19 protein-coding genes and 1 riboswitch are annotated in these 19,491 nt (G+C 66.7%); of the genes, 7 read left to right on the top strand and 12 right to left on the bottom strand.

All coding sequences use genetic code 11. The annotated features are described in order from the left end of the window. Positions 1-144: 144 nt before the first annotated feature. Together AC3WOB_RS19525 and AC3WOB_RS19530 are read right to left on the bottom strand one after the other, a co-directional pair. Entirely contained in the window at positions 145-1,320 is a 1,176-nt protein-coding gene (locus AC3WOB_RS19525) for a UxaA family hydrolase (RefSeq protein ID WP_013391228.1), read from the bottom strand. Positions 1,321-1,347: 27 nt separating this feature from the next. After that, positions 1,348-1,629: a UxaA family hydrolase gene (locus AC3WOB_RS19530; RefSeq protein ID WP_013391229.1), complete on the bottom strand. Its 282-nt coding sequence runs from the start codon at positions 1,627-1,629 to the stop codon at positions 1,348-1,350. Between the two features lie 168 nt (positions 1,630-1,797). Here AC3WOB_RS19530 and AC3WOB_RS19535 point away from each other — a divergent pair, with 168 nt between their 5' ends. The 4 genes from AC3WOB_RS19535 to AC3WOB_RS19550 all read left to right on the top strand — a co-directional run bounded on the left by AC3WOB_RS19535 (position 1,798) and on the right by AC3WOB_RS19550 (position 5,934). Beyond that, positions 1,798-2,553, top strand: a complete 756-nt coding sequence (locus AC3WOB_RS19535) for a GntR family transcriptional regulator (RefSeq protein WP_492275921.1) — start codon at positions 1,798-1,800, stop codon at positions 2,551-2,553. 87 nt (positions 2,554-2,640) lie between these two features. Further along, a riboswitch (SAM riboswitch) is annotated at positions 2,641-2,722 on the top strand. Continuing rightward, complete coding sequence (metX, locus tag AC3WOB_RS19540) at positions 2,712-3,971, top strand: homoserine O-succinyltransferase MetX (protein ID WP_492275922.1); 1,260 nt, start codon at positions 2,712-2,714, stop codon at positions 3,969-3,971. It overlaps the preceding riboswitch by 11 nt. Then, positions 3,968-4,582 carry a methionine biosynthesis protein MetW gene (metW, locus tag AC3WOB_RS19545; protein ID WP_013391232.1) on the top strand — a complete coding sequence of 205 codons (615 nt, stop codon included), beginning with the start codon at positions 3,968-3,970 and terminating at the stop codon, positions 4,580-4,582. Before metX ends, metW begins: the two co-directional genes overlap by 4 nt. 95 nt (positions 4,583-4,677) lie before the next feature. After that, positions 4,678-5,934: a muropeptide transporter gene (locus AC3WOB_RS19550; RefSeq protein ID WP_041652131.1), complete on the top strand. Its 1,257-nt coding sequence runs from the start codon at positions 4,678-4,680 to the stop codon at positions 5,932-5,934. Positions 5,935-6,005: 71 nt separating this feature from the next. On the opposite strand, the gene AC3WOB_RS19555 is transcribed toward AC3WOB_RS19550, so the two are convergent. Further along, complete coding sequence (locus AC3WOB_RS19555) at positions 6,006-6,875, bottom strand: universal stress protein (RefSeq protein ID WP_492275923.1); 870 nt, start codon at positions 6,873-6,875, stop codon at positions 6,006-6,008. A gap of 222 nt (positions 6,876-7,097) precedes the next feature. On the opposite strand from AC3WOB_RS19555, the gene AC3WOB_RS19560 reads away from it, so the two are divergent. Both AC3WOB_RS19560 and AC3WOB_RS19565 read left to right on the top strand, forming a co-directional pair. Further along, the gene (locus AC3WOB_RS19560) at positions 7,098-7,736 is read left to right on the top strand and encodes a trimeric intracellular cation channel family protein (protein WP_041652134.1); all 639 of its coding nucleotides are present in this window, start codon (positions 7,098-7,100) and stop codon (positions 7,734-7,736) included. A gap of 111 nt (positions 7,737-7,847) precedes the next feature. Then, complete coding sequence (locus AC3WOB_RS19565; protein WP_013391236.1) at positions 7,848-8,549, top strand: GntR family transcriptional regulator; 702 nt, start codon at positions 7,848-7,850, stop codon at positions 8,547-8,549. Between the two features lie 55 nt (positions 8,550-8,604). Here AC3WOB_RS19565 and AC3WOB_RS19570 read toward each other — a convergent pair whose 3' ends face one another. Genes AC3WOB_RS19570 through AC3WOB_RS19585 form a run of 4 tightly spaced genes read right to left on the bottom strand, consistent with a single transcriptional unit; the run spans position 8,605 to position 11,565 of the window. Further along, on the bottom strand, positions 8,605-9,372 hold the full coding sequence (locus AC3WOB_RS19570) for a LamB/YcsF family protein (RefSeq protein ID WP_013391237.1): 768 nt from the start codon (positions 9,370-9,372) through the stop codon (positions 8,605-8,607). 13 nt (positions 9,373-9,385) lie between these two features. Further along, complete coding sequence (locus AC3WOB_RS19575; protein ID WP_492275924.1) at positions 9,386-10,381, bottom strand: 5-oxoprolinase subunit C family protein; 996 nt, start codon at positions 10,379-10,381, stop codon at positions 9,386-9,388. Then, on the bottom strand, positions 10,378-11,109 hold the full coding sequence (pxpB, locus tag AC3WOB_RS19580; protein ID WP_013391239.1) for a 5-oxoprolinase subunit PxpB: 732 nt from the start codon (positions 11,107-11,109) through the stop codon (positions 10,378-10,380). The genes AC3WOB_RS19575 and pxpB overlap by 4 nt, the downstream gene beginning before the upstream one ends. 24 nt (positions 11,110-11,133) lie before the next feature. After that, complete coding sequence (locus AC3WOB_RS19585) at positions 11,134-11,565, bottom strand: VOC family protein (protein ID WP_013391240.1); 432 nt, start codon at positions 11,563-11,565, stop codon at positions 11,134-11,136. Positions 11,566-11,715: 150 nt separating this feature from the next. Between AC3WOB_RS19585 and AC3WOB_RS19590 the strand changes: the two genes are divergently transcribed. After that, positions 11,716-12,606: a LysR family transcriptional regulator gene (locus AC3WOB_RS19590; protein ID WP_041654804.1), complete on the top strand. Its 891-nt coding sequence runs from the start codon at positions 11,716-11,718 to the stop codon at positions 12,604-12,606. On the opposite strand, the gene AC3WOB_RS19595 is transcribed toward AC3WOB_RS19590, so the two are convergent. The 5 genes from AC3WOB_RS19595 to serA form a co-directional block, all read right to left on the bottom strand. Further along, the gene (locus AC3WOB_RS19595; protein WP_013391242.1) at positions 12,603-13,748 is read right to left on the bottom strand and encodes a PepSY-associated TM helix domain-containing protein; all 1,146 of its coding nucleotides are present in this window, start codon (positions 13,746-13,748) and stop codon (positions 12,603-12,605) included. The two genes, AC3WOB_RS19590 and AC3WOB_RS19595, sit on opposite strands and share 4 nt — an antisense overlap. Then, complete coding sequence (locus AC3WOB_RS19600; protein WP_013391243.1) at positions 13,748-16,198, bottom strand: TonB-dependent receptor; 2,451 nt, start codon at positions 16,196-16,198, stop codon at positions 13,748-13,750. Before AC3WOB_RS19600 ends, AC3WOB_RS19595 begins: the two co-directional genes overlap by 1 nt. A gap of 191 nt (positions 16,199-16,389) precedes the next feature. Continuing rightward, entirely contained in the window at positions 16,390-17,403 is a 1,014-nt protein-coding gene (locus tag AC3WOB_RS19605) for a FecR domain-containing protein (RefSeq protein WP_492275925.1), read from the bottom strand. A gap of 2 nt (positions 17,404-17,405) precedes the next feature. Beyond that, positions 17,406-17,951: a sigma-70 family RNA polymerase sigma factor gene (locus tag AC3WOB_RS19610; protein ID WP_492275926.1), complete on the bottom strand. Its 546-nt coding sequence runs from the start codon at positions 17,949-17,951 to the stop codon at positions 17,406-17,408. Between the two features lie 175 nt (positions 17,952-18,126). Continuing rightward, a complete protein-coding gene (serA, locus tag AC3WOB_RS19615; RefSeq protein ID WP_492275927.1) occupies positions 18,127-19,326 on the bottom strand; it encodes a phosphoglycerate dehydrogenase in 1,200 nt (399 codons plus the stop codon). Positions 19,327-19,491: the final 165 nt, after the last annotated feature.

Below are 19,491 nucleotides of genomic sequence, written 5' to 3' on the forward strand. Positions count from 1 at the left end.
GCAACCGCCTGTGCTGCCGTGGCGGAATGCCGCCCGGGTCTGCTGGTGTTGTTTTGAGACGATGCTGCGGGGATGCTGGGCGGCAGGACGGCGCGTCCGCAATCCTGCTTGCGGACGCGCCGTTGCCAGGGACGACAGGCGCGATTAAGCGCTTTCGAAGATGCGGGTCAGGACGAATTCGCGGTGGCCCAGCGCTTCGGCCGCGGTCCAGCGGCCGTTGGCGGTGGCCAGCATGCATTCCAGCAACTTGTCGCCGGCCTGGTTCAGGTCGATTTCGCGTTGCAGCAGGCCGCTGGTGTCCACGTCTATGTGCTCGGACATGGTGCGCACCGTGCGCGGATTGGCGCAGATCTTGATGACCGGCAGGATGGGGTTGCCGATGACGTTGCCCTGGCCGGTGGGGAAGAAATGCACCGCGTAGCCCGAGGCCGCGCACAGGGTCACCATTTCGGCGGCGGCGGAGGACGAGTCCATGAACCACAGGCCGGGGCCGTCGGGGATCTCGGCCTTGTCGATCACGCCGTCCACGCGGCATTGCTTGCCGATCTTCTGGATATTGCCCAGGGCCTTTTCCTCGATGGTGGTCAGCCCGCCCGCGATATTGCCCTTGGTGGGCTGGGATTCCGACAGGTCGCTGGTCTTCCAGCGGTCGATCATGGCCTGGTAGCGGTTGAACATGAACATGAAGCGTTCGCGCACCGCGTCGTTGGCGCAGCGCTCAGCCACGATGTGTTCGCCGCCGGTCAGCTCCGAGGTTTCGCCGAAGACCAGTGTGGAGCCCAGCCCGTAGAGCTTGTCGAAGGCGTTGCCCACGGTGGGGTTGGCGCCACAGCCGGAGGTAGTGTCGGACTCGCCGCATTTGGTCGACACCCACAGGTCGGCGATGGGGCACTCGCTGCGCGTCAGGGCCGTGGCGTAGTGCACGAATTCCTTGGCGCAGCGCGAGGCGCGCATGATGGTGTCATGGTCGCCGTGCAGTTCGATGCTGAAGCCCATGACCGGCTTGCCGGTGGCGGCGATGCCGTCCACCACGCGCTTGGTCCAGCCTTCCTCGATGCCGATCACCACCACCGCCGCGACGTTGGGATTGCAGCCGGTGCCGATCAGGGTGCGGAAATGCAGTTCCAGGTCCTCGCCGAACTGCAGCCGGCCATAGGGGTGAGGCAGGGCCAGCGTGCCCTTGATGTTGTTGGCCACGGCTTCGGCCGCGGCGTTGGAGATGTCGTCCACAGGCAGGACGATGACGTGGTTGCGGACGCCGACGCGGCCGTTGTCGCGGCGGTAGCCCTGGAAGGTGGTCGAAGCGTTGATGATGGACATGGTGGATTCCTGTGCGGGGTGGAGGGCTTACCAGCGCTTGGTCTTGATGTTGTGCACATGGGCGTGCTGGCCGGCCTGGATGGGCTCCACCACGCGGCCGATGTCGACGCCGTACTTGAAGACGGTGTCGCCCACGGCCATGTCCTTCATCGCCACTTTGTGGCCGATGGGGATGTCCTGCGAGGCGCGCACGTGGATGATCTTGTCTTCATCCATGATCCAGGCGTTGAGTTCCGTTCCGGCGGTGACTCCTTCCACCACGGCGACAGCCACCGTGTCCTTGGCATCGTGCAATACGGCGTGAATCATTTGTCTTCCTCTTTTGGGCTGGGAGCGCAGGGCGCGGATCACTACGGCCAGGAAATCTTAGGACCCGGCTTCGCTCATGTCAACTAAATCATATATATGAATTGTATGACTTGAGCAGGTTCCGTCCCCGCCGCTACACTGTGGGCTCCTGATTGATGCGATGCACCCATGAATACCAGCCTGTCCTCGACCGTGCCTTTGGGCAGTCCCTTGTACGCGCAGGTCAAGCAGGCCGTGCTGGCCGCGCTGGCGCAGGGCGAATGGAAGCAGGGCGAGGCGATCCCGCCCGAGAAGCTGCTGGCGGAACGCTTCGGCGTATCCATCGGCACCTTGCGCAAGGCCATTGACGAATTGGCGGCCGAGAACATCCTGGTGCGCCATCAAGGCCGCGGCACCTACGTGGCCGTGCATACGCGCAATCACCATTTCTTCAAGTTCTTCCGCATCGTGCGCCAGGATGGCGACAAGTCCTATCCCGCGACCGAACTGCTGCGCTTTCGCCGGGTGCGCGCGTCGGCCATCGCGCGCGAGAAGCTGAACCTGGCGGCCGGCGCCATGGTGTTCGAATTCCTCAACGTGCTGTCGCTCAATGGCGACGTGGTGATGATGGACGAGATCTGCCTGCCCGAATCATGCTTTCCGGGCATGACCGAGGAGCATCTGCGCGACCGCGCCAGCACGCTTTACGCGCTGTACCAGGACGTCTTCGGCGTGAATGTGATTGCCACCGACGAGCGGCTGCGCACCTGCGTGGCCGAACGCGCGCAGGCGCGGGCGCTGGGCGTGGCCGAAGGCAGCCCTCTGCTGGAGATCCGCCGCGTGGCGTTTTCCTACAAGCGGCAGGCGGTGGAATGGCGCATATCGCGGGTCAACACCGAGCGCTACGAGTACCTGGGCCAGGAGCCCTGGGAGGCTGGCGCCTGAAGGTCCGGCGCATGCGGCCGGCTGACCGGCGATGCCGCCCGCCATTGCGGCGCGCTTGAGCAGTGCTAGAATTCCTGCCGCAGTACAAAATTTTTCGGCGCCGATTTGCCTGATCCGCTTGCGGGCGCCTTCCAATAAATCCAGCTAAAGAGGTCCGTATGACCACTCCTGCCCAGAATTTGGCCGGTGATTCGGCCAGCGGGTTCATACCCGCACCCGTCACGACTTCCGATGCCGTTGATCCCGGTTCGGTCGGCCTCGTCGCTCCCACCTTCATCCGTTTCGATGAGCCCCTGCCTTTGCAGAGCGGCCAGTCGCTGGCCGCCTACGAACTGGCGGTCGAGACCTATGGCACGCTCAACGCCCAGCGCAGCAACGCGGTCCTGATCTGCCACGCGCTGAACGCCTCGCACCACGTGGCCGGCCAGGCGGCCGACAACCCCAGCGATGTGGGCTGGTGGGACAACATGGTGGGTCCCGGCAAGCCGGTGGACACCAACATCTACTTCGTGATCGGGGTCAATAACCTGGGCTCCTGCTTCGGCTCTACCGGCCCGGCCAGCATCAATCCGGAAACCGGCAAGCCCTGGGGCGCCGCTTTCCCGGTGCTGACCGTGGAGGATTGGGTGCGGGCGCAGGCCAGGGTTGCCGACCATTTCGGCGTCGACCGTTTCGCGGCGGTGATGGGCGGATCGCTGGGCGGCATGCAGGCGCTCAGCTGGGCCATCACGCTGCCGGACCGCGTGGCCAATTGCGTGGTCATCGCCAGCACGCCGCGCCTGTCGGCGCAGAACATTGGCTTTAACGAGGTCGCGCGCCGCGCCATCATCACCGATCCGGATTTCCACGGCGGCGACTACTACGCGCAAGACACGGTGCCGCGCCGCGGCCTGTCGGTGGCGCGCATGATCGGCCACATCACCTATCTGTCCGATGACGACATGGCCGAGAAATTCGGCCGCGCCCAGCGCGCCCCGGCGGAGAATGGCGCCTACCACTACGGCTACGACGTCGAGTTCGAGGTGGAGTCGTACCTGCGCTATCAGGGCGAGAAATTCACCCGCTATTTCGACGCCAATACCTATCTGCTGATCACGCGCGCGCTGGACTACTTCGATCCCGCGCGCACCACCGGCGGCGACCTGGCCCGCGCGCTGGCGCCGGCCAAGGCCGATTTCCTGCTGGTGTCGTTTTCGACCGACTGGCGCTTTCCGCCGGAACGCTCGCGCGAAATCGTGCGCGCGCTGCTGAAGAACGCCAGTCCGGTGACCTACGCCGAGATCGACGCGCCGCATGGCCATGACGCCTTCCTGCTGGAAGACGCGCGCTACCATGCCGTGGTTCGCGGCTATTACGAACGCATCGCGCGCGAGCTCGGCCTCGGCGATGCCGCCCAGACCGAAGGACGCGCCGCATGACGCCCGTGACTCCCCGCCCCGCGCTCAACGTCCTGCGGCCCGACCTGGCGCGCATCGCCAGCTGGATCGAGCCCGGCAGCCGTGTCCTGGACCTGGGCTGCGGCGACGGCGCGCTGCTGGCGCATCTGCGCGATCACCGCCAGGTGCGGGGCGCCGGCGTGGAACTGGACGACAACTGCGTCATCGCCTGCGTGCGGCGCGGCGTCGAAGTGATCCAGCAGAACCTGGAAGACGGGCTGGCGCTGTTCGACGACAAGCAGTTCGACACCGTGGTGTTGTCGCAGACCCTGCAGTCCATGCACCGCACCGAGCACATCCTGCGCGAAATGGCGCGGGTGGCGCGCTTCGGCGTGGTGTCGTTCCCCAACTTCGGCTACTGGCCGCACGGCTGGGCCATCCTGCGCGGCCGCATGCCGGTGACGGGCCAGATGCCCTACCAGTGGTACAACACGCCGAACATCCACCTGTGCACGCTGCGCGACTTCGAGCAATTGGCCGGCGAGGTGCGCCTGAGCATTCTTGAACGCGCCACCTTCAACGAAGGGCGCGAGGTGAAATTGCTGCCCAGCTGGCGCAGCACCTTGGCGGTGTACCGTTTCGCGTCGCCCTGACATTCCGACACGCATCCTGCCTGCAGCGCGGGCGCAGAGGCCCTAAAATGCCGCAAGCCTGCGGCCGCTAGCGGCGCGCGGGCGCGTTTCAGGAGATCGTCATTACCGCTGTATCCAACGTCTACACCAGCCCCCGCGTGGCCCCCTTGCTGGTCCTGGGCTTTGCCAGCGGATTGCCGTTGGCCCTGACCAGCGGCACCTTGCAGGCCTGGGCCACGGTGGAAAACGTGCCGCTGCAGCAGATCGGTTTCCTGACCCTGGTGGGCAGCGCCTATACCCTCAAGTTCCTGTGGGCCCCGCTGGTGGACCGCTATGCGCCGCCCCTGCTGGGCCGGCGCCGCGGCTGGATGCTGCTGACCCAGTTGCTGCTGGCCGTGGCCATCATGGCGATGGGCGCCTTGTCGCCGTCGTCGACGCTGCAGACCCTGGCCCTGCTGGCCGTGCTGGTGGCCTTTCTGTCGGCCACGCAGGACATCGCTTTCGACGCCTATTGCACCGACGTACTGCGCAAGGATGAGCGTGGCGCCGGCGCGGCCATCAAGGTCATGGGCTACCGGCTGGCCATGATCGTGTCGGGCGGGCTGGCGCTGATCCTGGCGGACCAATGGATAGGCTGGGGCAATACCTATGTGCTGATGGGCGGCCTGATGCTGCTGTGCGCGCTGGCGACGTTCTGGGCGCCCGAGCCCGAGCACGTCGCGCGCCCGCCGCGCACGCTGCGCGAGGCCGTGGGCGAGCCGCTGCGCGAGTTCTTCACGCGGCGCGGGGCGCTGGCGGTGCTGCTGCTGATCGTGCTGTACAAGCTGGGCGACGCCTTCGCCGGGGCGCTGTCCACCACCTTCCTGATCCGCGGCGCGGGCTTCACGCCGACGGAAGTCGGCACGGTGAACAAGGTGCTGGGCCTGGCCGCCACCATCATCGGCGCGCTGGCAGGCGGATCGCTGATGTCGCGCTGGGGCCTGTACCGCTCGCTGATGGCCTTCGGTCTTTTGCAGGCGGTATCGAACCTGGCGTATTGGCTGATTGCCGTCAGCCCCAAGAACCTCTGGCTGATGGCCGCGGGCGTGGGTATCGAGAACCTCTGCGGCGGACTCGGTACGGCGTCCTTCGTCGGCCTGCTGATGGCGCTGTGCCGCCAGCAGTTTTCGGCGACCCAGTTCGCGCTGCTGTCGGCGTTGTCCGCCGTGGGTCGCACCTATCTGGCGGGGCCGCTCACGCCGCCGCTGGTCGAGGCCATGGGCTGGCCAGGCTTTTTCCTGCTGACCGTGGTCATTGCGCTGCCCGGCCTGGTGCTGCTGCATCTGCTGCGTGGCACGATAGAAACCATGGAAAAGCAGGGCGAGGAAGCGTAGGGGCAAGCACAAGAGCCCCACAAGCAAAAAAAACGGCGCCGAGGCGCCGTTTTTTTTATGCCCTGACCGGGTTACTCCTCGCCGAGCAGGCGGACGATCAGCACGTCGCTGGGCAGGGATTCCAGTAGCCGTTCGGCCACGCTGCCGATGGCGGTGCGCAGGATGCCGGTGCGGCCGTGGGTGCCGGTCACGACCAGGTCGGAACGGTGGTTGAACGAGTACTCCGACAGCACGGTTTCCGGCTGGCCGCATTCGAGCACCACCTTGGGGGCGGCAACCTGGGCCAGTTCGGGCGTTTCGGCGATGAACTCCTGGGCGCTCTGTTCGGCGGCGTGATAGAAGCTGCGCGTGATGGCATCTTCCGGCGCTTTCTTGCCCTGGAAGGGGATGTCATAGGAGTGGAACAGCGTCAGCTCCGCATTCGGCACCAGTTGCAGCGCGGCGCGCAAGGCCTGGCGCGAACCGGCGGAGAAGTCGGTGGCGACCAGCACGTCGCGGTAGGGGCGGCGCGGACGGGTCTTGACCACCAGCACCGGTTGGCGCGCCTGGCGGGCCAGCTTTTCGACCGTGGTGCCCAACAGCAGGCGGCCCAGCGTTTCATCGCGGGCGGTGCCGGTGACGATCAGCGAGCAGCCGTAGCTGTCGGCGGTTTCCATGATGCGGACCAGCGGATCGCCGCTGACGACCACCACTTCGGTCGGCACGTCGGCCGCCGCCAGGTCTTCGGCCAGCTCGCGCTCGGCCAGCGCCTTGTGGTCCGTCGACAGGCGCCGCCATACCGGCGTGGTCAGGCGGGCCGGCGTGGCATGGGATTCCATGACATGCAGGACGATGAGCTTGGTGCCAAGTTCCTTGGCCAGTTGCAGCGCGCGGTCCAGGGCGCGGTCGCCGCGCGCGCTCAGGTCGGTCGCCAACAGGATGGGGCCAGTTTGCTGTGTCATACGTTCTCTCCCGGTTGTGGCCAGATCGCCGACTCCCGCATGCGCGCGTTCCAGCCGTTCCGCCCTAACGGGCTATATCCCCATTGTCCCGCGGCCTCGCGGATGGGGACTTGATAGATATCAACGCAAAGTCGAGGGTAAGGGATGGCGCGGATGCAGGCAATGGCCGCCGCGGCGTGCCGGCTTAATACAATGGGGGCCAGTCCAACTTTCCCGCGCCCCATGTTCCCGGATCTGTCGCCCACCCTGCTGCACACGCTGTACCTCGTCGCCATCGTGGCGGAAGCGATGACCGCAGCGCTTTCCGCCGGCCGCCGCGACATGGACTGGATGGGCGTCTGCATCATCGCCTGCGTGACGGCGCTGGGCGGGGGCTCGCTGCGCGATGTGCTGCTGGGGCACTACCCCCTGACCTGGGTGGTCCACCCGGAATACCTGTGGATGACGGCGGGCGCGGCGATCATCACCGCCTTGATCGCGCCGGTCATGCGGCGCCTGCGCAGCGTGTTCCTGCTGGCCGACGCGCTGGGCCTGGTGGCGTTCACGGTCATCGGCTGCCAGGTGGCGCAGGTGATGCAGCTGCCGGTCACCGTGGTGCTGATCAGCGGCATGATCACCGGCTGCGCCGGCGGGGTGCTGCGCGACGTGCTGTGCAACGAGGTGCCGCTGCTGTTCCGCAAGGAACTCTATGCCAGCGTGTCCTTCGTGACCGGCGGCCTGTACCTGGGTTCGCAGGCGCTGGGCCTGTCCGCCAATGCCGCGGTGCCGATTGCGCTGGCCGCGGGCTTGGCGGTGCGCCTGCTGGCCCTGCGCTTCAATTGGCAGATGCCGAAGTTCGTATATCGGGACGACTGGGACTGACAGCCGGGGCGGCATGGCGCTCTGCAACAATTTTCTTATTTATGTTTCAAGAAATTTCTAGTATCTTCACAATGTCTCATACCATGCATTGCGCAGTACAAGGGGAGCCGATTGGACATCAAAGCGCCCGCCACGATTCCGTATTTCCTGCAGGAACAGATTCGTGAATTGATCGTGGACGGCACCATCCGGCCCGGCCAGCCGCTGCGCGAACAGGAGCTGGAGCAGCGTTTCGGCACCAGCCGCAGCCCGATCCGCGAAGCGTTGCGCCTGCTGGAATTGAGCGGCCTGGTCACGCACATCCAGCGCAAGGGCTTCCGCGTCACTCTCTACACCGAAGCGCAGATCCGCCATCTGTACCTGTTACGTGCTGAGCTGGAAGCCTATTGCCTGCGCCAGGCGGCGGAGGTCGACGATCTGGCGCCGCTGCTGGCCGAGCAACGCGGTCATGACGCGGCCATCGCGGCGGCGCTGGCCGCGGGCGATGCGCAAGCGGCGATCGGGGCGGCGTGCGAGTTCTATCTGGCCGCGGCCCGCAGCACGGGCAATACCCCGCTGGCCAGCATGCTCAGCAAGCTTTACGAACAGATCGAGCCGCTGCGCTACCTGCTGGCCAGGCAAGCGATGCCGTTCAGCGGGATCCAGGTATGCACCCGCGGCGTGATCGAGGCGCTGGCCGTTCGCGATGTCGAGCGCGCGATCGACATGACGCGCAGCTATCTGGCGGATGTGCTGCCTGGCGTGCTGGAGGCTTATCGCCATGCCGCGCAGCAGGACGGGGAAGAGCCGGCGCCGCGCTACGGCCGCGCCTGAGCTGATCGCGCCTGAGCCGGCTGCGCCTATGCCGGCCACGCCTAGCCGGCCGCGCCTATGCCCTCGGGGGTGTGCGGACTTCGATGCCCGCCTGCTCCAGCGCCTTGCGGATGCCGTCGGCGAAGATCAGCGCGTTCGGCTGGTCGCCGTGGATGCAGAGCGTATCCGCCTGCACCGGCACGTCCTTGCCGTCGACCGAGCGCACCTTGCCTTCGCGCACCATGCGCACCACCTGCGCCACCGCCTGATCCAGGTCTTCGATCATCGCGCCCGCACGGCTGCGCGGCGTGAGCGAGCCGTCGTCCTGGTAGGAGCGGTCGGCAAAGACCTCATTGGCGGCGGCCAGGCCGATGGCGCGGGCCGCGTCGATCAGCTTGCTGCCCGCCAGCCCGTACAGGATCAGCGTGGCGTCCACGTCCTTGACGGCCTGGCAGATCGCGCGCGCCAGGCCTTCGTCCTTGGCGGCCATGTTGTAGAGGGCGCCGTGCGCCTTGACGTGGTGCAGGCGGGCGCCTTGCGAGGCGGCCACGCCGGCCAGCGCGCCGATCTGATAGACCACGATGTCGTAGGCTTCGTCGGGACTGATCTGGATGACACGGCGGCCGAATCCGGCCAGGTCCTGCAGGCTGGGATGGGCGCCCAGCGCCACGCCGCGCGCCAGCGCGGCGGCCACGGTCTTGCGCATGGTGGCCGGATCGCCGCCATGGAAGCCACAGGCGATGTTGGCGGAGCTGACGAACTGCAGCACCGCCGCGTCGTTGCCCATGGTCCAGGCGCCATAGCTTTCGCCCATGTCGCAGTTCATGTCGATGCGGGTGGTCATGGCAAATTCCTTTCTAGGCAAGGAGCGCGCGCAACGGCGTCAGCGCATCTTGCAATTGCGTGAAGGCGCGTTCGCGCTCGCCGTCCAGGCGCTGCGCTTCTTCCAGTTCGATCAGCTGGAAACGCAAGGTCTGGCCGGGCGCGCACTGCGCCAGGACCGGCAGGTCCACGGTGGCGATCTGCGCGATCTTGGGATAGCCGCCGGTGGTCTGGCGGTCGGCCATGAGGATGATGGCCTCGCCGCCCGAGGGCACCTGCACGGTGCCGAAGCAGGCCGCTTCCGACAGCATCTGGCGTGGCTGGCTCATGGACAGCCCCGGGCCCAGCAGGCGGTAGCCCATGCGGTCCGACTGCGGACTGATGCGGAATTCCGCGCCGCCGCCGAAGGCCTGGCGGGTGGCGCCGGAGAATTCCTCCCAGTGCATGCCCGGCAGGAAGCGGATGAACTCGCGGCGTTTGGCGCCCAGCGCCGCCGGCAGATACACGCGCTGGTTCCACAGCGCTTCCTGCAAGGCGTCCAGATCGCGGCTGGCGGCCAGCGGCGCATGCAGCGGCACCTGGTCGCCCTTGGCCAGCGCGCGCCCCTGGAAGCCGCCGAAGCCGCTGCGCAGGTAGGTGCTTTCACTGCCCATGACGCGCGGCAGCGCAAAGCCGCCGTGCAGCGCCAGATAGCCACGTACGCCCACGGCCGGCCTGGCGCCGAAGGCCAGCGTGTCGCCGGCCCGCGCCACCAGGGGGCGGTGGACCGGGATGTCCTGGCCGTTGAGCGTGGCGCCGAGGTCGGCGCCGGCCAGGGCGAAGCAGGCCGCCGCGTCAAAGCGCAGGGTCGGACCCGTCAGGGTCATTTCCAGCGTGGCGTGTTCGTCCTGGTTGCCGGCCAGGGCGTTGGCCAGGCGGTGCGCGCGCTCATCCATGGCGCCGGCAGCCGGGATGCCCTGGTGCTGGTAGCCCTCGCGGCCGCGGTCCTGGAAGCTGGACAGCATGCCGGGCTTGATCACGGTCAGGCTCATGGCCGGGCTCCCCGGATGCGGTCGAACTCCTCGGAGCTGATGGGCACGAAGCGGACCGAGTCGCCGGGTTGCAGCAAGGCGGCGGGTTCGCGGGCCGGGTCGAACATGGTGAGCGGGGTGGCGCCGATGATGTTCCAGCCGCCGGGAAGCCGGTTCGGGTAGATCACGGTCTGGCGGTTGGCGACCGCCACTGCGCCGGCAGGCACGGCGGTGCGCGGCGAGGCGCGGCGCGGGATATTCAGTTTTTCGTCGTGCACGCCCAGGTAGGCGTGGCCGGGCGCGAAGCCCAGCATGAAGACCATGCTGCGGGGCTGGCTGTGCAGCTGGATGACGCCTTCAGGGGTGAGGCCGGCGGCTTCGGCCACCTCGGCCAGGTCGGGGCCGTGTTCGCCGCCGTAGCAGACCGGGATGTCGATCTCGCGTCCGCCCAGGGTGTCCGCGGCGATGCCTGCGGACAGCAGTTGTCCGATGCGTTCGGCCAGTTGCGTGTACGTGGGGCCGCCGCTGGCGCCGGGACGGTAATGCACCGCCACCGCGACGAACGATGGCACCACGTCGGTCACGCCGGGAAGCCGCGCGTCGCGCAGCTTCCCGGCCGCGGCCAGACAGGTCCGGCCCACGGCCGCGTCGATCTGGTCGCCAAAGGAAATAATCAGGCAGCGGTCACCCTGAGGCAGGATGCGCCAGGAGGTTTCGGCCGGAGAAGGAGGTTCTGAAATTGCGTTCAACGACACGAAACCTGTAGAGACGGATTACTTGGCGAACAGGGAATCCATGTTCTTGAACGCCTTGAATTCCAGCGCGTTGCCCGACGGATCCAGGAAGAACATGGTGGCTTGTTCGCCCACTTCACCCTTGAAGCGGATGTAGGGCTCGATGACGAATTCGGTGCCGGCGTCGGTCAGCCGCTTTGCCATCGCTTCCCATTGTTCCATGGAAAGCACGGCGCCGAAATGGCGCACCGGCACATTGTGCGAATCCACGGCGCTGGTGGCCTTGTGGCCGCATTCGCTGGGCGCCAGGTGGGCGACGATCTGGTGGCCGTAGAAGTTGAAGTCGATCCATTCGGGCGAGCTGCGGCCCTCCGGACAGCCCAGCTTTTCGCCATAGAAGGCGCGGGCTTCGGCCAGGTCGCGGACCGGGAAGGCGAGGTGGAACGGTGGCAGGTTGGTTTGAGCGGTCATGGAAGGCTCCGGGTCGGGCAAAAGAAAATGATCAATCAGATTGCAGGCCATCGCAAGACTGCGCAGGCCTGGCATCAGCGCTTAGTTTAAGTATTGTTTTTTTGATTGAAAAACGATATTTTTCGTGTCTTAGCATCGAAATTATTGATCGTGATCAAAGAGTTCAAAACCTTTCTGGCTGTGGCGCGGGACGGCACTTTCACCGGTGCCGGCGCTCAATTGGGGCTGACCCAGTCGGCGGTCAGCGCCCAGATCAAGCGCCTGGAGGAATACCTGGGCGTGGCGCTGTTCGACCGCAGCGCCCGCGCGGCCGTGCTGAACCTCCATGGGCGCGAGATGCTGCCGCAGGCCGAGGAACTGGTGGCGATGGCCGAGCGCATGGCGGCCGCGGCCGGCGCAGGACATGTCAGCGGATCGCTGCGCATCGGCGCGATTGCCTCGGTGCAGCAGCATCTGTTGGCGCAGGCGCTGGGAGAGTTCCGGGCGGGCTATCCCGACGTGCGGGTGCGGATCGTGCCTGGCGTGTCGCTGTCGCTATTGGGGCAGGTGGACGCGGGCGAAGTGGATATGGCGCTGCTGATCCGGCCTCCGTTCGCCTTGCCACCAGAATTGGGCTGGCAGCCGCTGCTGCGCGAGGAAATGGTGCTGGCGATGCCGGAATCGATGGCGCGGGCTCCTTGGCGCGAGCTGCTGGCCACCCAGCCGTTCATCCGCTACGACCGGGCCTCGTTCGGCGGACGGGGGGTGGATCTGTTCCTGAAAAAGCAACGCATCACGGTGCACGAGGCGGTGGAACTCGACGAGATCGAGGCCATCGCCAACCTGGTGCGGCACGGCCTGGGGGTGGCGCTGCTGCCGCGCTTGTTGGGGCTGGATCTGGCGGGCTTGCGCCTGGTGTCCCTGGACGAGGCGGCCTTCCACCGCGAGATCGGCATCATCGGGCGGCTGCCGTTCGATGCCGCGAGCGTTAGGGGCAAGATGGCGGAATGCCTGGTCCGCGCGGCCTCGGCTGCCGATGGCGCGCATCGTCCGGCCCGCTAGTTTTTCTTACGCTTGCGCCATAGGTAGAGACCGCTGCCCAGGACCACGATCGTGATCAGGTCCAAGGCGGCCCAGATCAGCTTCAGCGGCAGGCCGGCGGTGTCGCCATAGTGCAGCGGCCGCGAGAATTGCAGTACGCGCAGGTACCAGGGCATCTCGAGCACCGCCGTCAATTGGCCCGTACGCGCGTCCACCAGGACACCGTCGAAGAGATGGGCGGCCAGCGGGGTTTCACCCTTGGCCCACAGCAGGTAGTGCTGCGGCAGGCCCAGGCCCGCGTCCGGGAAGCGCAGGGACTCCACCACGCGGCCGGGGACGGCAGCCCGCGCCGTAGCGTAGGCCTGTTGCGCCGAGGCCAATTGCGACGGGCCGGCGGGCGGATGGCCGTCGGTCGTCGCCACCGCGGCCTGGACGTCGTGGGACAGCCAGTAGCGGAAGAGCGGCACCGCCAGTTCGTGGATGGCGCCTGTGACGCCCATCATCAGCGCCCAGACCAGCGTGACGATTCCCAGGAGGTTGTGCAGGTCCAGCCACTTCAGGCGCTTGGCGCGCGTGGCGCGGACGGTGCCAAACGGGGTTTTCTTCATGTAGGGGTGATAGAGGACGGCGCCCGATATCACCGCCACCGAGAAGAGCAGGGCCATGAAGCCCAAAAACAGCTGGCCGGGCAGGAGCGCGTAGAGATCGATGTGCAAGCGCGTCATGATGGTCATGGCGCGCGTGCCCAGGCCTTCGTCGGCGCTGTCCACCGATTGCTGCAACAAGCCGCTGCGAGCGTCGTAGTGCAGCTGGATCGAGGATGTTCCGGACGGAGCCTGGTCGCCAGGGGCCAGCGCCAGGATGACGCGGGGCGAGCGGGCGGCCACTTCGACCTCGACGATGCGATGCGCCGGATGATGGTGGAGAGCCTGCGCGATCAGGCCGTCGAGGGCAGGCGCGGACGGGTCCGGCGCGACGCTGGGCCAGGGCGGCGGAGCGTCCAGCCATTCCACGATTTCGTCGTGGAAGATCAAGGGCAGGCCGGAGACGCAGACCACCAGCATGAAGAGGGTACAGACCAGGCTGGTCCATTTGTGGACCAGATACCAGGTCTTGCTGCGCACCGCCCGCGCGGGCGATGCGCTCCCTGCAAGCAGCCGCATCAGAACTCCGCGGTGACGGACAGCAGCAGCGTGCGTGGCGCGGCCACCGTCAGGCCTTCACGCGCGGCCGACAGCCAGTAGTGCTTGTTGAACACGTTCTCCACCGTCGCCCGCAAGGTGACCGGCGTGCGGTTGATATTCATCGCGTAACGCGCGCCCACGTCGAAGCGGGTCCAGGCGGGCAGCTGCTGTGTGTTCGCCGCATCGACATACTGGGTGCTGGTGCGCAGCACGCGCGCCATCAGGGTCAGGCCTTGCGCGAAAGGCGTATCCCATTCCGCCGAGGCGTTGAACTGCCAGCGCGGCACGGCAGGCGCGACGTTGCCGTCGTTGACGCCGCCTTCCGTCTTGGTCAGGACGCCAGCGGTGTAGGCCACGCCGCCCAAGAGCCGGACGTGGCGTGCCGGCTCGCCCTGGATCAGGAATTCCACGCCGCGATTGCGCTGCCTGCCGGATGCCTGGTAGCGCAAGGTAACCGGGTCCAGGTAAGCGCTGGGCTGCTCGATCTGGAACGCGCTCAAGGTGGTTGCGACGGTGCCGAAGTCGTACTTGGCGCCGACTTCATATTGCTTCGAGACGCCGGGCTTGAAGGTCTCGCCTGCGTTCACGGCCTCGGCCGGCGCGGTGCCGCCCTGGCTCAGACCCTCGATGTAGTTGCCGTACAGCGCCAGTTGCGTGGTCGGCCTCACCGTCAGCGCGAACGCCGGGGTGAGTGCGGATTTGCCGTAGTCCGATACGCGTTCGCCGGTCGCGGGGTTGTAGTTCACCGACTGCACGCGCTGCTGGCGCAGGCCGCCGGTCAGCTGCACCGCGCCGTCCATCGCCGAAAGCGTGTCGGCCAGCGCAACGCTGTACAACCGTGTTTCGCTGGTCTTGCCCAGATCGGTGGGCTTGGGGATGTTCGGTTTGGCCAGATCGGCCGGGTCGTACAGGTCGGAGAAAACCGTGGTGGTGGAACGCACGCGCGCCGACGAGTAATCGATGTCGAGGAAGCTGGCCGACAGCACCGGTTCGTGCTTGATCGGGCCGGTATTGAAGCGGCCGCGGATGCCGACCTCGCCGGTCTTGCTCAACAGCCTTTCGTTCAGGCGGGCGGGCACGGAGCCGATCATGCCCGCCGAGTCGAGCATCAGCCAGGTGGTCTGCAGGCTTTCGAAGTCGTGCTTGCGCGCGCCCAAGGCGCCGTACACCGTCCAGTCGTCGGACAGGTCGTACTCGGCGCGCACGTCGCCCGTCCACTCCTTGGCTTTCCAGTAGGTCCAGTCGGGGAAGAAATTGCGTTTCGGGTCCGGTGCATGGCCGATGTCCTCGCCCGAGGGCGGCGGGAATAACAGGCCGCTGCGCGCGTCGGTCACGCGGTTCTGGTAGTTGATGTCGCCTTCGATGCGGAAGCGGTTGCCGCGGTAGTCCAGGCCGAGGGAGATCGCGCCCATGTCCTCGCCGGCGCCGGAGATGTTCATGTCGCCGCCGCTGCGCAGCACGTTCAGGCGTACGCCGGTGCGCTGGTCTTCGCCGAAACGGCGGGCGATATCCGCCTGCAGGCCGAACTGGCTGTTTTCGAGATAGGACAGCGTTACGCGGTTCAAGGGCTCGGCGTCGGCGCGCTTGGGCACCAGGTTGATCGAGCCGCCCACCGAGCCGTACGGCGCCATGCCGTTGAGCAGCGCGTTCGGACCGCGCAGCACCTCGACGCGCTCGATTCCTATCAGCGAGGTGGAGTTGCGGGGGGAAATGCCATACAGGCCGTTATAGGCGACGTCGTAGTTGAACAGCGTGAAGCCGCGGACATTGAATTCGTCCCGACCCGCGCCGCGCGAGTAGGTATTGCGCACCGAGGGGTCGTTGAGCAGTACGTCACCGAGGTTCTGCGCCTGCTGGTCTTCGATCAGCTTGGACGTGTATGAGGTCACGCTGAAGGGCGTATCGAGAAAATCCCTGTCGCCGAGCAGGCCGATCTTGGCGCCGCGCGCGACCTCGCCGCCCGGGTAGGGCTCGTTGTACGCCGCAGTGGCGGAACCGGTCACCAACACGGCGGGCAGGGTGGTTTCAGCGGATACGGGCGCGGGCCGCAGCGAGTAGCCGCCGTCGGCCTGGCGCACGGCTTCCAGACCGGTGCCGTTGAGCAGCTGCCGGAACCCACCATCGACCGTATGGGTGCCGCGTACCCCGGGACTGGTCTTGCCTGCCGTCATGGCTGCCGGCACGCTGAGAAGAATATTGGCCTGATCGGCATAGCGGCTCAATGCGCCCGCCAGAGGGCCGGCGGGGACGTCGTAGGCGCGGACCGAGGGGCTGGCGGCGGCGGGTCCGGCGGCTTGGGCATGGACCGTGCCGACGCCGGCGCCCGTCATCAGGATCGCGCCCAGCAAAGCCTTGCGCGCCACGGCGGCTGGGCGCGGCAATCGGGCAAGGGACGATACGGGGTAGGCAGGTGGCGGCAGGCGGCGCATGGAACGGCTTTCCTTGGAATGGAGTTGGGCAAGGAGAGGTCCACCGTTTACGGGCATGGGGCGTCGGCCGGCCGTCACGGACCGGTATTGCCGTAGGAATGCGGCAAAGGTCGGCGGAGTCCTCTTTCCCTGTTGATCGAACGAACAGGAGAAAAGCGAACCGCGCTGTGAAAATTTCTTCGGGGGTACGCTCACCGGGGGGCCAGCGTTACCCACCATGGCAGTGTGCGCTGGATGCGTATCGGCAGGTCACGGGCGAGCATGGCCAGCGTGCGATCCAAGTCATTGGCCGGGTAGCGGCCGACGACGCGCAGGCCGGCGATGCGGGGATCGACGCCGACATGCCCGAGGTGATAGCGGCCCAGTTCCGCGATGAGATCGGCGAGGGACAGGTTCTCCGCCAGGATCACGCCGCGCGACCAGGCTTCGCGCGCGGGATCGGCCGGGGCCGCCGCGGAGATATCGTCCCCGGTGTAGCGCCGTTGCTCCCCGGCCCGGACGAGAGCATTGCGGCCGGCAAGGTTCTGAATGCCCACCTGCCCGTCATAGACCGCCAACAGGACATCTTCGTCCGTCTGCCGCACCGTGAAACGGGTGCCCAAGGCCTGTGCGCGGCCATAGCGGGTATCGACGAAGAACGGCCGTCGCTGCGTGTCCTGGCCGGTTTCGACCAGGATTTCGCCATCGGCCAGCGTCAACAGACGGCGATCCTGGTTGAAATCGACATTGATGGCGCTGCGGGTATTGAGCCAGACGCGGGTGTCGTCGGCCAGGACAATGTTGCGTTGTTCGCCGACGCCGGTTGCATAGTCGGAGCGCCAGGCGGTCACGATGGCGGGCAAAGGCGTGTGCCGCCAGGCGAGCCAACCCAGGATTCCCGCGCCGCCCAGCGCCAGGACGTGGCCGACGGCCCGGCGGCGCGACGATGGGCGGCGGGAAGCGACCTGTACTGCTTTCTCGGCGGCTTCGCGCTCACCGTCGTTGCGCAGCAGCGTAAAGCGCCGGCTGACCGCCATGACATGCGCCCAGGCGCGGTGGTGTTCCGGCCGAGCATCCAGCCAGCGCTGCCAGTCGACGTGCTGCCTGGAGCCGGCTTCGGCATCCTGCAAAACTGCATACCACTCGGCCGCCGCTTTCAGGCTTTCATAATCCGCTTGGACGGGAAGGGGGCCGTCCGCGAGGACCGGCCGGGGCGGCGCAGGCATGGTCAGGGCCTGCGGATACCGGAGGCAGCCAGCCCGGCGTCGATCAACGCAAGATGCAGCATGGCCTGAGCCAGGTACTTCTGCACCATGCGCATGGACACGCCCATGTGGTCAGCGATCTCGCGGGTGGAAAGCCCATGTATCTGGGCCTGGATGAAGGCTGTGCGTACCTTTTCCGGCAGGCGTCCCAGCCATTCGCCGACTTCCATCAGGGTTTCGATGACCAGCGACTGGTGTTCCGGAGAGGGCGCATGGGCCATGGGTTGCGCGGCAAGGCTTTCCAGCCAGGCTTGCTCCACTTCCCGCCGTCGCCAGAGATCGGTGCACAAGCCTTGCGCCATGGCGCGCAGATAGGCGCGAGCGGCGCCCGCACTGGCAAATCCGTCGGGTGCCGGCCTGATGATCAGGCGCAGGAAGGCGTCGTGTGCCAGGTCGGCGGCGTCAGCGGCGTTGCCCAACTTGCGGCGCAGCCATCCCAGCAGCCAGCCGTGATGATCGCTGTATAGAGCGTGCAGGTCTTGCTGCACGGGGAGATCGGCGGCGGACATCGGGCGGACCCAGGCGCGAAGGTGCGCCGTATTTAGCAGGAGTGGGAATGGTTATCGTTTATAACTGAAGTCTGCCGCATTGCGCAATGCCGATACGCACGGGGATCTGGGTTGGTGTTGGGGCGCGGCAGCAAAAAGGGCCCGCTTGCGCGGGCCCCTTGTCATCTTGGCAACCTTACAGCCGGTCGCAGCGGACCGTGATCGGATGGTCGCGCAAGGTGGTCATGACGATGTCGTTGACTTCGCCTTCCACGTCGGTGATCACGTAGCCGATCTGGCCGCGGGTCTGCAGGGTCTGGCTGACGATGTTCAGGCCGTGCTGCGCCATCAGGTTGTCCAGCGTGCCGAGCGCGCCCGGGGCGTTGCGGTGCACGTGCAGGATGCGCGTGCCGCCGGCCGGCTCCAGATACGGCAGTTCGGGGAAGTTGACCGCGCCCTTGGTGGTGCCGGCCTGCAGGAAGCGCACCAGCTTCTCGGCCACTTCGCGGCCGATGTTCTCTTGCGATTCCTGCGTGCTGCCGCCGATGTGCGGGGTCAGGATCACGTTGGGCAGGCCGATCAGCGGGCTGGCCAGCGGCTCGTCCGCGCCTTTGGGTTCGGTCGGGAACACGTCCAGCGCGGCGCCGGCCAGATGGCCGGACTTAAGCGCGGCGTGCAGCGCGTCAATATCCACCACCGTGCCGCGCGAGGCGTTGATCAGGATGGCGCCACGGCGCATGCGGCCGATGGTTTCCGCGTTCATGATCTTTTCGGTGGTCTTGCCGCCCGGCACGTGCAGGGTCACCACGTCGGCCTGCTCCAGCAGATCGTTCAAGGTGGCGGCGGGCCGGGCATTGCCCAGCGGCAGCTTGGCTTCGACGTCGTGGTAGATGACGCGCATGCCCAGGCTTTCGGCCAGCGTGCTGATCTGCGAGCCGATGTTGCCGTAGCCCACGATGCCGAGCGTCTTGCCGCGGGTCTCGAAGGCGCCCGAAGCGCTCTTGTCCCAGTGGCCCTGGTGCACGCGGGCGTTCTTTTCGGGAATGCGGCGCAGCAGCAGGATGGCTTCGCCCAGCACCAGTTCGGCAACCGAGCGGGTATTCGAGAACGGCGCGTTGAATACCGGAATGCCGCGCTGCATGGCCGCGTCCAGGTCGACCTGGTTGGTGCCGATGCAGAAGCAGCCCACGACGCGCAGGTCGGGGTTGCCGGAAAGCAGGGCGGCATCCAGGTGGGTGCGAGAACGGATCCCCGCCACCTGGGCGCCGCGCAGGGCGTCGCTCAGTTGCGACGCCGGCAAGGAGGCGGCGTGCGTGACGATGTCGGAGTAGCCGGCGGCTTCGAAGACGGCGCGGGCGCTCGGGTGGATGTTCTCGAACAGGACGATTTGTGCCATGACAGCCTGAGGGGTGGGTGAGGAATCCGTTTTATTGATTGTGGCCCATTTTTGCTGCAGTGCAAGGAGTAGCCATTGGGGCGGTGTGGATGAATTGTTTCAGGTGCGCAAACGACTCGGGCATCGCCCGAAAAGGAGCGATGCCCGAACAGGACGTCGAAAACT

The organism is Achromobacter sp. FW305-C-30-7 (assembly GCF_058783105.1).